The following is a 12661-nucleotide window of genomic DNA, read 5'->3' as shown; positions in this document are numbered from 1 at the left end:
CGATCCCACCGGCGGTCGCGGCGACACCAGCGAAGGTCAGGGCGGTCTTGCGGATCAGATCGGTACGCATGAGGGTGCACCTTTCGATCGGGGGACACGCAACCGTCGTCGGGGGGACGGCGATGCGTGAAAGGAAGTCAAGAAGGGGGATGCCCGGCGGCCGCGCAAGGGGGCTCTGCTCGGGTGTCCGGGGGGATGTAACCAGCCCGGCGGGCTCCGCATTCCACAGCCCGGGAGCCTGCTCGGATGGTGCCGGGGAGGTAACCAACCCGGGTGGCTCCGCATTCCACGGGCCTTCGTTCCGGGGTTCGTCCGGGCCGGGGGGCACGGCGGTCTGCCATGTACAACGACCCCGCCCCGCCGACCATTCCACCACGCGACCGGCCCGGCCACCCGACACCGCAGGTAAGAGTGGACATCCGGGCGGTAGCCACCGGGCCTCAATCCGGACATGCGGCACTGAACCGACGGACGGGGTGACCTCCTGCCCAGGCGCCTACCGACGGCCGACCGACACCCTCGCTCACAGCTCGCGGGCCGGTTCGTCATTGTCTCCGCTGGGAGACATGTTCGTGGTGAGCGATATGCCTGTGAGTCATAAATATGCCTCACAGTCATATCGCTCACCGGCCCATCGACCGGCCATGCACTACTGGCAGTAGCCGATCGCCGTGTTGCCGTTGCCGGTCGGCGGCCCTCGGCGTGCCGGTCGCCGATTGGCCCAGCCGATCATCCTGAAATCGGCTCTCACACTGGGCCGCTCCACCGGCCAGGATCGAAGGACGACAAAGATCCTGGAAGGAACGGAACGACGATGACGACGGCCGACATGTGGTTCGACCCGCGCTGCCCCTGGGCCTGGAACGCCTCCCGCTGGCTGCTGGAGGTGGAACAGGTCCGCGCGGTCGAGGTGCGCTTCCACGTGATGAGCCTCAGCGTGCTCAACGAGGGTCGCGAGGGGTTGGAGGAGTGGTACCGGGAGTGGTTGAAGCCCGGCATGGGCCCGGTGCGGGTCGCGGTGGCGGCGGAGCTGAAGGCCGGCCCGGAGGGGCTGCGGGACCTCTACACCGCGCTGGGCAACCGGATCCACCACGACCGGGCGCCGATCGGGCCCGACCTCTACCGGGCGGCGCTGGCCGAGGTGGGGCTGCCCGTGGAGCTGGCCGAGGCGGCCGACTCGACCGCGAACGACGAGGTGCTGCTGGCCAGCCACCACGCCGGCCTGGAACCGGTCGGCGAGGACCTCGGCACCCCGACCATCCACGTCACCGACGAGGCCGGCCGGCGCACCGCGTTCTTCGGGCCGGTGGTCGCGCCGATCCCCCGTGGCGAGGACGCCGGCCGGCTCTGGGACGGGGTGGTGCTGGTCGCCGGCACCGACGGGTTCTTCGAGCTGAAGCGGGCCCGGACCCGGCCGCCGATCGACCGCTGACCGTTCAGCCGAACGCCGCCGCGAGGGGGCCCCGGTTCGTCGGATCCGGCACCGCGAACACCACCAGGTCGAACCGGCCCGCGTACGGGCGGCCGGGCCCGAGCAGGTCGGCGAAGGCGGCGGCGACCTGGCGCGGGTCGTTGCGGAACACCCCGCAGCCCCAGGCGCCGAGCACCAGCCGCCGGTGTCCGTGCGCCAGCGCCACCCCGAGCACCCGCCCGGCGCGACGCCGCAGCACCCCGGGCAGGTCGACCGGCTCGCGCAGCGCCCCGGCGTTCGGCGCCGCCGCGGTCAGGAAGGTCACCGGGTACGGCGCGATCAGCCGCCCCGAGTCGTCCCGGAACACCGCAACGTCGGGGGAGTGGATGACCCGGTCGGAGTAGACCGGGTCCGGCCGGGCCCGGTGGTACGCGTAGAAGTCCGGCGCCGTCCGCAGGCTGGCGGCCAGGGCGGAGGATCGGGCCAGGCTCTCCTCCTGGGCGTGCGCGCCGGTGGCGTACCCGCCGCCGGGTTTCTTCGCGGAGGCGAAGTTGAGGCAGGCGACCTGACCGTCGGCGGTGCCGGCGAGCCGGCGGGTGGCGGCGAGGCTCGTCTCGTCGGTCACCTCCACCGTGGACGGTCCCGCCGGGCCGGGCTCGGGCAGTGGCTCGTCGGGCAGGTGCAGGGTGGCGGCCGGTACCGGCCCGTATCGGCCCTCGGCGACGAGCCGGTCGGTCTCGGCGGCGAGCGCCGCCCGTTCGGTACGGTCCACCGGCCCATCATGCCGGCGCGGGCCGACTCCGGCCGCCCCGACCGTCCGCTCAGGTCAGCTCGACCGGCAGCGGCACCGGGCGCTTCGCCACCCGGTCGTCGCCGGAGGAGCGGCCGCGCAGGTGCCGGGCCAGCCACGGCAGCAGGTGCCGCCGGGTCCAGGCCAGCTCGGTGCGGAGCACCTCGTGCCCGCGTCGCCGGGGTGCGACCGCCAGGGGTCGGGTCCACGAGTCGTCGTACCCGGGCAGGCCGGCGGTGTGCGCGAGCGCCGCGGCGATCCGCTCGTGGCCGGCGCTGTTGGCGTGCAGCCGGTCCTCGCTCCACAGCCGGGGGTCGGAGGCGACCGGGTGCGCGGCGAAGTCCAGCAGGGTGGCCCCGGTCTCGGCGGTGACCCGCCGCAGCGACGCGTTGAGCATGACCACCCGGCCGCGCAGCGGGCGGGCCAGCGGCATCACCGGCACCGGATCGGGCAGCGTGAAGGTCAGCACGGTGGCGCCCTGGCCGACCAGCGCCCGCTGCATCGTCGCCACGTCCGCGGCGATCCGCCGCGCGTCGAACGAGGGACGCAGCACGTCGTTCATGCCGGCCACCACCGTGCACAGGTCCGGCGCCAGGTCGAGGGCCACCGGCAGCTGCTCGGCGAGGATGCGGGCGGTGGTCCGCCCCCGGATCGCCAGGTTGGCGTACTCCAGGCCGCCCTGCTCCCGGGCCACCGCCTCGGCGAACCGGTCCGCCCAGCCCCGGTAGCCGCCGGCGTCGTCCGGGTCGTCGAGCCCTTCGGTCGTGCTGTCGCCGATCGCGACGTACCGCTGCCACATCACGGTGGACAGCCTATGGGCGGTGGTGCCGCCGCCGTCCGCCGGGCGGGGCCGGCACGGGGCGCGTGCCTGGTTGTTCTCGCTGGACCGGGAGCTGGCCGCGCTCGCCGAGCGTGATCCGACCCTGATCCGGCCCTGATCCGGCTCGTCCTGTCTGCACCGGGTCTGGCGGAGGGCTCAGAGCCAGCCGGAGCGGCGGAAGAGCCGGTGCAGGACCACCGCGGCGGTCGCCATCAGCAGCAGGGCACCGGCGTAGCCGTACCGCCAGGTCAGCTCGGGCATGTGCGTGAAGTTCATGCCGTACACGCCGGCCACGGCGGTCTGGGTGGCGGCGATCGCGGCCCACGCGGCGATCTTGCGCATGTCGTTGTTCTGGTCGACGGCGAGCTGCGCGAGCCGGGACTGGAGCACCGAGTTGAGCAGCTCGTCGTACGCGGCGACCCGCTCCACCGCGCGGCTCAGCCGGCTCTCGACGTCGACGAACCAGCGGCGCAGCCCCGGCGGCGGCCCACCGGCCCGGTCGGAGACCAGCGCGCGCACCGGCTCCTGCAACGGCAGCACCGCCCGCTTGAACTCCACCACCTCCCGCTTGAGCTGGTAGATGTGCTGGATGTCGGCGCCCCGGTCGCGGGCGAACACGCTCTCCTCGACGCGTTCCAGGTCCTTCTCCAGGTGGGCGGCGACCTCCAGGTACAGGTCGACCATCCGGGCGGCCACCGCGTACGCCACCGCCCATGGCCCCTCGGCCAGCATCGCCGGGCGGCTCTCGATGTCGTGCCGGACCGGGGCCAGGGCGCCGGAGGCGCCGTGCCGGACGGTGATGACGAACCGGTCGCCCAGGAAGACCATCACGTCCCCGGTGTCGATCACCTCGGAGGTCGCGGTCAGCTCGGCGTGCTCGACGTAGCTGGCGGTGCGCAGCACCAGCAGGGTCACCGCGTCGTGCCGCTGCACGGTGGGCCGGTGCCCGTCGGCGAGCGCCTGCTCCACGACGAGTTCGTCGAGGCCGAAGGTGCGACCGACCGCCGCCATCACCGCCGCGCCCGGGTCGTGCAGCCCCAGCCAGACGAAGGCGTTGCGGCCGCGCCGGGAGCGGGCGTACGCGTCGGCGTAGTGCGGGCGACCGGGCTCCCGGCGGCCGTTGACGTACACCGCGCAGTCGACCACGGCGTCCGGATTGGACCGCCGCGGGGCCGGCGCGGACGCCTCGGCCTCGCGGCCGAGCACCCGGTCGACCAACGACCCCAGTCGCGGAATGAGCCGTGCCGCCACCGTCCACCTCCGCCGCCCTCGATCCGGGGGCCCACCGTAGTACGGCGGTGCTCCCGCAGGTGGTGGTGGGTCAGGCCACGGCGGTGGCCCGCACGACGATGTTGTCGGAGTAGTCGCGGGAGCGCTCGTCGAAGCGTCCGCCGCAGGTCACCAGGCGCAGCCCCGCGCCCGGCCCGCCCGGTCCGTAGACCAGCGCGGTGGGAAAGCTCCGCTTCGGGTACGCCCCGACGCCGTCCACGGCGAACGTCACCGCCCGGCCGTCGGCGCGGGTGACCCGTACGGTGTCGCCGGGCCGCAGCCGCCCCAGGTTGAAGAAGACCGCCGGGCCGTCGCGGGTGTCGACGTGGCCGACGATCACGGCGTTGCCGGCCTCACCGGGGCTGACGCCCGGCCGGTACCAGCCGGCGACGGTGGGGCGGTCCAGCGGCGGCACCTCCAGGGTGCCGTTCGGGTCGCCGGCGACGGACACCAGGTCGGCGTGGACGCCGATGGCCGGGATGTCGATGCGGACCGGTTCCGAGCGGGGCAGCACCGGGCCGGGGGAGCCGCTGCGGTCGGCGCCGCGCGCGCCCACGCCGGGCTGCGGCGGCCCCGCCGGCGATGCGGTGAGCCCCACGGTGATCAGGCTGAGTCCGGCGGTGCCGGCCACCGTCACCGCCGCCACCGACGCCCGGGTACGCGTGAACCACCTGCCGACGGCCATCGCCTCACCTCCCGCGACACGGCGATGCGGTCGGGGTGCCCGTCCCGGTCGCGCCGGTGCGGGCACCCCGTCCTAGGGATGGTGTGAGGTACGGGTCAGGCGACGGGCGCGGCCGCTCGGCGTCGGCGGCGGACCATGATGGTCGCCCCGATCGCGGCGGCTCCGGCGAGCGCGCCGCCCGCGGCCAGCAGGCCGGTTGTGGTGCCGTCGTCGCCGCCGCCACCGGCCGGCGCCGCGCCGATCGGGGTGACGGTGAAGGTGGCGCTGCCCCCGGAGCTGCCGTCACCGCACGTGGTGGTCACCGTGTAGGTGCCGAGGGTGAAGCCGGCGGTGAAGAGTTCCGCGCTCAGCCCGCCGCCGGCGGCGGCGGTGGTGGAGCGGACGTTCTGGTCCCGGTTCGGGCCGGTGACGCGGAAGATCGCGTCGCCCGCGTTCGGGTTGCAGGTGGTCGCGGTGAGTACGACCGTCCCACCGACCGGTGTGGTGGCCGGTGACACGATGGTCTGCGCGAGCGCGGCGGCCGGGAGCAGAAGCGTGCCGAGTCCCACGCCGAGCGCCGTCGATACGAGAACTGACTGTGCCTTCATACGCGTCTTCCCTCACTTTTCGTCCGCTGTCTGCGTGGGACGTCGTTCGGGTGGCCAACTCCGTAACTAGCACCGGTGTGGCCAACACTAGGAGGGTTGGGCGTCGCGCCCGACGTAAATGAGAAATCTTCGTTGCCGTCACGAGTTTTCCCTCGCGCCGGGGAGGTGCGGAAATGCCCGCACAGGACCGCCCACAACGCCCTTTAGGTCGTACCTGCTCGTGCCGGTCGTCCCGTTGCGGTGGGAAGCGTCCTTCCGCGTGGCCCGTCCCTTTGTGGGAAGGGCTGTCCGGGTCGCCCGGTTCCTCGGCGGGCGGCGGTCGCGGCGCTGGAAGCGGTCCTTAGGTTCACGACGGAGCCAAGGGTGCCTTACCGGACGGCCGGGCCCTGTTGCTGAGGTCCGGACCCGCACCGCTCCACTGTGGTCGGTGATTCGGTGCGGCCGGGTGGACGGCGGACGCGTGCCGCAGCCGGGCCCGACGGCGCCGGCGGGGGCCACCGCATCCGTTGCGCTCCAAGGCGGTCGTCAGGGCGGCGAGGGGGGATGTCCGGTCGCAGAGGCCGCCCAGGGTCCGTCCCTTGCGGACAGCGAGGCCGTCGGGCAGTCCGTACCCCGACCGACGCCCGGCATTCAGCTAGCCTCCTAGGATGGCCTACGGGTTGTGAGGCAGCGCGCTACGGGCAGCCCGACTCCAAAAGTGCTGCGGGGGACCAGCGTGGCGTGGCCGGTCGAGCTGCACGGCCGGCGTCGCGCGAGAGCTACCGCGGTGCGCGTCGCCAGAACTGGCGTGGGGCGTACCCGTCGCGGCGCAGCCAGTGTTCGGTGTAGACGATCCGGTCGGCCTCGACGACGACCAGCGGTCCGCTCGGTGGCTCGTCCAGCGACCGTCCCCGCTCCGCGTGGTCGGACTGCCAGCGCACCGCCGGCCACCAGTGCGCGAAGTCCGCGTCGCCCTCGTGCAACACCCGGGCCCGGCCGAACAGCTGCGCGCCTCGGCTGCTGGCCTGCCCGACGAGCGGGGCGAACACCCCGACCGACACCCGTGGGTCGGCCGCGATGTTGCGCATTTTCGGCGAGGTGGCCGCGGCGGTGAACATGACCGCGAAGTCGAGGTGGAAATAGCGGACCGGGGTGGCCAGCGGGCCGTCCGGGCCGGCGGTGGCGAGCACGCACATGTTCTGCGACGACAGCAGGTTGAGGATCCGCTCGCCGAGGCGTTCGGGGTCCAGGCGGGCGGTGGGGGCGGGGCCGGCGAGCCAGGGGTTCGTGACGGGCATGGTGGATCGTCCCATGCCCGTCCCGGGTCCTCAGATCCGGTCGCGGACCCGCCCCGGTGCGGGACGAATCACCGCTTGCGCGCCTGGAGCGTGTACGTCTGCGCCAGCCGCCACGGCCGGTCGGCCAACCGCCACTCGCCGTCGGCGTCCTTGGTCTGCCGGCCGGGCAGCGCGTCCCAGGGCGCGCTGTCGTGTTCCTGGAGCATGGTGAGGTCGAGGCCGGCGTCGAGCAGGGCGGTGACCACCTCGCCGAGGCCGTGGTTCCACTCGTGGGTGGTGTTGTGCCGGAACGTGGCCTCGGTGCTGACGTAGGTGCCCGGCTCCTCCCAGACCAACGGTTCCGGCCGCTCGAAGTACGGGTGCTCCACCACCAGCAGCCCGTCCGGGTGGGTCTCGTCCAGCGCCCACAGCATCGGGTGGCCCTCGCGCAGGAAGAGCCGGCCGCCGGGGCGGAGCAGCGCGGCGACCACGTCCGCCCAGCGGCGGATGTCGGGCAGCCAGCACAGCGCGCCGACGCCGGTGTAGACCAGGTCGAAGCCGCCCACGCCGAGCACCCCGGGCGCGTCGTAGACGTCGGCCTCGACGAAGTCGACGGCGGCGCCGGTCCAATCGGCCAGGGCCCGGGCCTGGGCCAGCGAGGCGCCGGAGAAGTCCAGCCCGGTCATCCGCGCGCCGAGCCGGTGCAGCGAGACGGTGTCGGTGCCGATGTGGCACTGCAGGTGCACGCCGCGCAGACCGGTCACGTTGCCGAGGCGGGGCAGGTCGAAGCGGACCACCTCGCTCAGGTACGCCGGGTCGGCGGCGAAGCGCTCCACCGCGTAGTCGGGCGACGCGGCGTGGGCGGGGGCGCGCTCGTCCCAGTTGGCTCGGTTGAGGGTGCGGTAGTCGGTCACCCGGCGAACCGTCGCACATCTCACCGCCGCCGCTCAACGGGGATTCGTCGCCGCCCGCAGGGCTGGTAGGTTGCCTCGCCGTGACGGCGCAGCGGTGGGACGGGCGATTCGCGAAGCTGTGGGCGGCGAGCACCCTGTCGGCGCTGGGCAGTGGCATGGCCACCGTGGCGGCGCCGCTGTACGTGGCGGCGCGCACCGACGACCCGCTGGTGGTGTCCGCGGCGTCCGGGGTGGCGTGGCTGCCCTGGCTGCTGTTCGCGTTGCCGGGCGGGGTGTTGGCGGACCGGGTCGACCGGCGGCGGCTGATGGTCGTCATCGACTGGGTACGGGTGGCCGCCCTGGCAGTGCTGACCGGCGCGATGCTGACCGGCCGAGCCGGGGTGGTGCTGCTGTACGTGGTGCTCTTCGTGATCAACACGGGCGAGATCGTGTTCCGTTCGGCCAGCCAGGCGATCCTGCCGGCGGTGGTGCCCCGGGCCCGGTTGGAGCGGGCCAACGGCTGGCTGGGCGGCGGCACCACGCTGATGAACGGGATGCTGGCCGGTCCGCTCGGCGGGTTCCTCTTCCTCGTCGCCGAGAGCATCCCGTTCCTGGTCAACGCCGGCACGTACGCGCTCAGCGCGGTGCTCGTCGCGCTGGTCGCCGGGACGTACCGGGGTGGGGAGGACGCGGGGCGCCCGCCGGCGCGGTCGGTGCGGGCGGAGATCGGCGAGGGGTTCCGCTGGCTGCTGGGGCAGCGGCTGCTGCGCACCATGGCGGTGCTGATCGGGCTGCTCAACCTGACCCTCACCGCGGCGCTGGCGGTGCTGGTGCTGCTCGCCACCGACCGGCTGGGTCTGGACTCGGTCGGCTTCGGGCTGCTGTTCACCTGCATGGCGGTGGGTGGGCTGCTCGGCGCGGTGGTCGGCGACCGGCTGGTCGCGGCGATCGGCGCCACCTGGACCATCCGGGTCGGGCTGCTGGTCGAGGCGGGCCTGCACCTGGCCCTGGCGGCGTCGACGAGCGCCTGGCTGATCGGCGGGGCGCTGTTCGCCTTCGGCGTGCACGGCGCGCTGTGGAACATGGTCGCGAACTCGCTGCGCCAGCGGCTGACCCCGGCGGCGTTGCAGGGGCGGGTCGGCGGCACGACACTGTTCATCGCCGCCGGCGGCAACTGCGCGGGTGCCCTGCTCGGCGGCGTGATCGCCACGACGTTCGGACTGACCGCGCCGTACTGGGTGGGGTTCGTGGTGGCGGTGGCGGTGTCCGCGGCCACCTGGCGGGTGTTCGACCGGGCCACGGTCTCCGCCGCGTACGCCGAACCGGACGACCGGCAGCCGGTCGTCCGGTTCGGTTGAGCGGTCAGCGAGCCGGGACGGGCAGCACCTCGCCCCGCTCCGCGGAGCGGTGCGCCAGCTCGATCAGTTCCACCGTGGCGACGGCGTCGCGCGGGTCGACCGGCATCGGGGTGCCGTCCCGCAGCGCCGCCGCCACCTGCGCGTAGAAGTCCTGGTAGCGGCCCGGGTCGGTGGGCACCGGTCGCAGGTCGCCGTCGACGCCGAGCCGGCCGTACCGCTCGGCGGGGACCTCACCCCAGCCCGGCGCGTCCGGGCGGCCCCCGGCGCGCAGCGCCTCCTCCTGCACGTCCAGGCCGTAGCTGGTCCAGCCGGCGCGGTCGCCGAGGATGCGCATTCGCGGACCGAGCTGCGCGGTCATGGCGCTCATCCAGAGGTGGGAGTGGACGCCGCCGGCGTGGGTGAGTGCCACGAAGGCGTCGTCGTCGACCTGGGCGTCGGGTCGCCGCCGGTTCACCTCGGCGTACACGCTGCGTACCGGCCCGAACAGCTGCACCGCCTGGTCGACGAGGTGGGCGCCGAGGTCGTAGAGGGCGCCGCCGGCCTCGCCGGGGGCGGCGCTCTCCCGCCAGCCCTCCTTGATCGCCGGCCGCCACCGCTCGAACCGGGACTCGAAGCGGAGGACGCGGCCCAGCTCACCCTCGGCGATCAGCCGGCGAGCGGTCAGGAAGTCGCCGTCCCAGCGGCGGTTCTGGAACACCGTCAGCGGCACGCCACGCCGGTCGGCCTCGTCGATGAGGTCGCGACCCTCCGCGGCCGTGGCGGCCAGCGGCTTGTCCACCACGACGGCCAGCCCGGCCGTGACGGCGGCCCGGGCCATCGGCACGTGCGTGCGGTTCGGCGTCGCCACCACGACCAGGTCGAGGCTGTCCGCGGACTCCCACAGCCGGTCGGCGTCGTCGAGGACGCGGGCGTCCGGGTGGTCCTTGCGGGCCTGCTCCTGCCGCTGCGGGTTGCCGGTGACGACGGCGTCCAGCCGCAGCCCGGGGGTCGCGGCGATCAGCGGGGCGTGGAAGACCTGGCCCGCCAGCCCGTATCCGAGCAGTCCGACCCGCAGTGGTGCCGGCGTGTTCGCCATCGTGTCCCCCCGGTTTCCCGTCCGTGCCCTGGTGGTTCCAGGTTGTGCCGGTACGAACCTACGCGCCGGCCCGGACCGGTGTGCCGCCCGGTCAGCGGGGAGTCGGCTCGGTCACCCAGCCGGCGACGAGGACCAGACCGGTCGGGCGGTGTACGGCCAGGAAACCGAACGGGCGGTCGACGGCGAGGCTGACCCGCCGCGCCCGTACGCGGTGCCGGGGTGGCGCGGAGCCGGGTGCGATGGCGATGGCGGTGACCGCGGCGGCGCGGAAGCCGGTGGCGCTGAACTCGGCCGTGACGGTCTGCCGGGCCTGGGAGACGTAGAGCAGCGGGGCGATGCCGGGGAAGTTGTCCGCGTCCCGGCGGGTCGCGGCGGCGAGCCCGTACAGCTCGGCGCGGTCGAGCAGGTCGTGGTCGGCGTCGACGCGGAACGCGACGGTGTGCACGGCCAGTTGCGGCCGGTCGTCGAACGCCTCGACGGTCTCCTCGGTGACGCCGGGCCCGGCGGTGTCGGGGAGCGTCGGGCCGCCGGTGAGGGCGCGGATCGCGGCCGGCAGCACGGCACCGGCCGGGCGCCCGGGTTCGCCGAGGGCCAGCACCACGTCGACGTCCGCCTCACCGGCGACGGTCAGCAGGCTCACCGGTCCGGCCGGGGTGTCGGCCACCCGCAGCGCCCGGGGGTCGCCGCCGTACCGGTGCAGACCGATCAGCCGCCGCCCCTGCCAGGGACCCTGCCGGGGCTCGCACCAGCCCTCCTGGAAGGGCGCCGCCCAGCCGGTCAGCAGCGACAGGGCGCTGGCCAGCACCAGCGCCGTGTCCGGGGTGACCGTGATCGGCATCTTCTGGATCTGCCCGTCGGTGTGGGTGGACGCCCAGCGGTCCAGCACGGGCTGGTCCACGGCCCGGTCGCCGGTCAGCTCACCCCGCATGGACGCGGGGACCGCGCGCAGCCAGGCCGGGTTCAGTCGCAGGTCGCGTCGGGCCCAGAAGCCCAGCGCCAGCCGGGTGGTGGGGGAGGCGGCCAGGTCGTAGGGGGTGGCGTCGGGGGCGACGGCGGACAGCTCGTCGCGGGCCGGGCCGGCCGCGTGTCGGGCGAGCAGGGCCAGCAGCGGGTACGCCCCGGCGCCGGACAGGACGGTCTGCCGGTCGTCGATCAGGGCGGCCCAGCGGGCAGTGAGGGCGTTGGCGGGCGTGCTGCTCATGCCGTGGCACCGTACCGGCCGGGCGGCGCGCCGTGGGGGCTCCGCCCGGCGGGGCCGGGGGATGTGACAGCGTGGTCGGGTGGACAACGTCGACCTAGCGGTCGTCGGCGGTGGCGGCGCCGGTTCCCTGGTCCTCGCCGCGCTGGACCGGCACGACCTGCGTGATCTGCGGATCGCCGTGGTGGACCCGGTGCGCAAGCGCGGCCAGGACCGCACCTGGGCGTTCTGGGGTACGCCCGGCACCGACCTGGAGCCGATGCTCAGCGCGAGCTGGCGGCAGGTGGAGGTGGCCACGCCGGCCGGGCGGCGCCGGCTCGACCTCGCCCCGCTGCGGTACGCGATGCTGCGCTCCGCCCCGGTCTACGAGCGGGCCGCCGAGGCGGAGCGGCGCCTCGGCGCCACCCGGGTCGACGCGGCGGTCGGCGCCCTCGACGACGACGGCGGGTCGGTGACCGTCCGGGACGCCGACGGCGCGGCGCTGCTGCGGGCCCGGTGGGTGCTGGACTCCCGCCCCCGGCCACCCCGGCGGGCGGGGCGGACGAGCTGGTTGCAGCACTTCCGGGGCTGGTGGCTGGAGTCGCCCGGGGCGGTGTTCGACCCGGGCCGGGCGGTGCTGATGGACTTCCGCACCCCGCAACCGGCGCGGGGTGTCTCCTTCGGCTACGTGCTGCCGGTCAGCGACCGGTACGCCCTGGTCGAGTACACCGAGTTCTCCCCGCGACGGCTGACCGACGCCGGCTACGACGCCGCGCTGCGCGGCTACGCCGACCTGCTCGGCCTCGACCTGACCGCGCTGAGGGTGCGGGAGGTGGAGGACGGGGTGATCCCGATGACCGACGCCCCGTTCGACAGCCGGCCGTCGCCGAGGGTGGTGCGGCTGGGCACCGCCGGCGGGGCCACCCGGCCGTCGACCGGGTTCACCTTCTCCGCCATGCACCGGCAGGCCGACGACGTGGCCCGGGCGCTGGCCGCCGGTCGGGCCCCCGTGCCTCGGCCGGCGTACCCCCGTCGGCACCTGTGGATGGACGCCGTCGCGCTGCGGGCGCTGGACCGTCGGGCGGTCGGCGGCCCGGAATTCTTCGACCGGCTCTTCGACCGCAACCCGGCGCAGCGGGTGCTGCGTTTCCTCGACGGCGCCACCACCCCGGCGGAGGACCTGGCGGTGATGCGGTCCAGTCCGCTGCTGCCGATGACCTCGGCGGTGGTCGGTGACGCCGTCGGCCGGCTGCGCGCCCGGCTGCGCCCCGGCCCGGCCCCCGCGCCCGTCGGCGCGGCCCCGGACCAAGCGGGTCAGGCCGGCTCGTAGGTCGCGATCA

General features: G+C 74.7%; 13 protein-coding genes. 4 read left to right on the top strand and 9 right to left on the bottom strand.

Translation table 11 applies throughout. The features are described from left to right. Nucleotides 1–814 precede the first annotated feature (814 nt). Nucleotides 815–1432, top strand: a complete 618-nt coding sequence (locus M2302_RS28470) for a DsbA family protein (protein WP_280840900.1) — start codon at nt 815–817, stop codon at nt 1430–1432. 4 nt (nt 1433–1436) lie between these two features. Here the strand turns inward: M2302_RS28470 and M2302_RS28465 are convergent, their stop codons facing one another. Both M2302_RS28465 and M2302_RS28460 read right to left on the bottom strand, forming a co-directional pair. After that, nucleotides 1437–2183, bottom strand: coding sequence for a TIGR02452 family protein (locus M2302_RS28465; protein WP_280840899.1), 747 nt, complete (start codon nt 2181–2183; stop codon nt 1437–1439). Nucleotides 2184–2232: 49 nt separating this feature from the next. Then, the gene (locus tag M2302_RS28460) at nt 2233–3000 is read right to left on the bottom strand and encodes an SGNH/GDSL hydrolase family protein (RefSeq protein WP_280840902.1); all 768 of its coding nucleotides are present in this window, start codon (nt 2998–3000) and stop codon (nt 2233–2235) included. 4 nt (nt 3001–3004) lie between these two features. Between M2302_RS28460 and M2302_RS28455 the strand changes: the two genes are divergently transcribed. Further along, complete coding sequence (locus M2302_RS28455) at nt 3005–3139, top strand: hypothetical protein (protein WP_280840898.1); 135 nt, start codon at nt 3005–3007, stop codon at nt 3137–3139. A gap of 38 nt (nt 3140–3177) precedes the next feature. Here the strand turns inward: M2302_RS28455 and M2302_RS28450 are convergent, their stop codons facing one another. The 5 genes from M2302_RS28450 to M2302_RS28430 form a co-directional block, all read right to left on the bottom strand. Continuing rightward, nucleotides 3178–4248: a magnesium and cobalt transport protein CorA gene (locus tag M2302_RS28450; protein WP_280840901.1), complete on the bottom strand. Its 1071-nt coding sequence runs from the start codon at nt 4246–4248 to the stop codon at nt 3178–3180. A 94-nt stretch (nt 4249–4342) separates the two neighbouring features. Beyond that, entirely contained in the window at nt 4343–4975 is a 633-nt protein-coding gene (locus tag M2302_RS28445; RefSeq protein WP_280840897.1) for a class F sortase, read from the bottom strand. Between the two features lie 95 nt (nt 4976–5070). Continuing rightward, a complete protein-coding gene (locus M2302_RS28440) occupies nt 5071–5562 on the bottom strand; it encodes a hypothetical protein (protein WP_280840896.1) in 492 nt (163 codons plus the stop codon). Between the two features lie 758 nt (nt 5563–6320). After that, nucleotides 6321–6839 carry a pyridoxamine 5'-phosphate oxidase family protein gene (locus M2302_RS28435; protein WP_280840895.1) on the bottom strand — a complete coding sequence of 173 codons (519 nt, stop codon included), beginning with the start codon at nt 6837–6839 and terminating at the stop codon, nt 6321–6323. 68 nt (nt 6840–6907) lie between these two features. Further along, nucleotides 6908–7732 (bottom strand): class I SAM-dependent methyltransferase, encoded by an 825-nt coding sequence (locus M2302_RS28430; protein ID WP_280840894.1) that lies wholly within the window; start codon nt 7730–7732, stop codon nt 6908–6910. An 80-nt stretch (nt 7733–7812) separates the two neighbouring features. On the opposite strand from M2302_RS28430, the gene M2302_RS28425 reads away from it, so the two are divergent. Further along, entirely contained in the window at nt 7813–9069 is a 1257-nt protein-coding gene (locus M2302_RS28425; RefSeq protein WP_280840893.1) for an MFS transporter, read from the top strand. 4 nt (nt 9070–9073) lie between these two features. Here M2302_RS28425 and M2302_RS28420 read toward each other — a convergent pair whose 3' ends face one another. Together M2302_RS28420 and M2302_RS28415 are read right to left on the bottom strand one after the other, a co-directional pair. Continuing rightward, a complete protein-coding gene (locus tag M2302_RS28420; RefSeq protein ID WP_280840892.1) occupies nt 9074–10144 on the bottom strand; it encodes a Gfo/Idh/MocA family oxidoreductase in 1071 nt (356 codons plus the stop codon). Between the two features lie 91 nt (nt 10145–10235). Then, on the bottom strand, nt 10236–11345 hold the full coding sequence (locus M2302_RS28415; protein WP_280840890.1) for a serpin family protein: 1110 nt from the start codon (nt 11343–11345) through the stop codon (nt 10236–10238). Between the two features lie 79 nt (nt 11346–11424). On the opposite strand from M2302_RS28415, the gene M2302_RS28410 reads away from it, so the two are divergent. Next, the gene (locus M2302_RS28410; protein ID WP_280840889.1) at nt 11425–12651 is read left to right on the top strand and encodes a lycopene cyclase family protein; all 1227 of its coding nucleotides are present in this window, start codon (nt 11425–11427) and stop codon (nt 12649–12651) included. The last annotated feature ends 10 nt before the right edge of the window (nt 12652–12661 follow it).

The organism is Micromonospora sp. A200 (assembly GCF_029893845.1).
In the GTDB taxonomy this organism is placed as follows: domain Bacteria; phylum Actinomycetota; class Actinomycetes; order Mycobacteriales; family Micromonosporaceae; genus Micromonospora; species Micromonospora purpureochromogenes.
Note: the sequence above shows the minus strand (reverse complement) of the source record. Positions and strands in the feature narration are given on the sequence as shown.

Excerpts from the sequence above, each read along its gene's own strand:
- M2302_RS28470 (WP_280840900.1), top strand. The coding sequence starts at position 815 with ATGACGACGGCCGACATGTGGTTCGACCCGCGCTGCCCCTGGGCCTGG.
- M2302_RS28460 (WP_280840902.1), bottom strand. The coding sequence starts at position 3,000 with ATGTGGCAGCGGTACGTCGCGATCGGCGACAGCACGACCGAAGGGCTC.
- M2302_RS28420 (WP_280840892.1), bottom strand. The coding sequence starts at position 10,144 with ATGGCGAACACGCCGGCACCACTGCGGGTCGGACTGCTCGGATACGGG.
- M2302_RS28435 (WP_280840895.1), bottom strand. The coding sequence starts at position 6,839 with ATGCCCGTCACGAACCCCTGGCTCGCCGGCCCCGCCCCCACCGCCCGC.
- M2302_RS28440 (WP_280840896.1), bottom strand. The coding sequence starts at position 5,562 with ATGAAGGCACAGTCAGTTCTCGTATCGACGGCGCTCGGCGTGGGACTC.
- M2302_RS28415 (WP_280840890.1), bottom strand. The coding sequence starts at position 11,345 with ATGAGCAGCACGCCCGCCAACGCCCTCACTGCCCGCTGGGCCGCCCTG.
- M2302_RS28445 (WP_280840897.1), bottom strand. The coding sequence starts at position 4,975 with ATGGCCGTCGGCAGGTGGTTCACGCGTACCCGGGCGTCGGTGGCGGCG.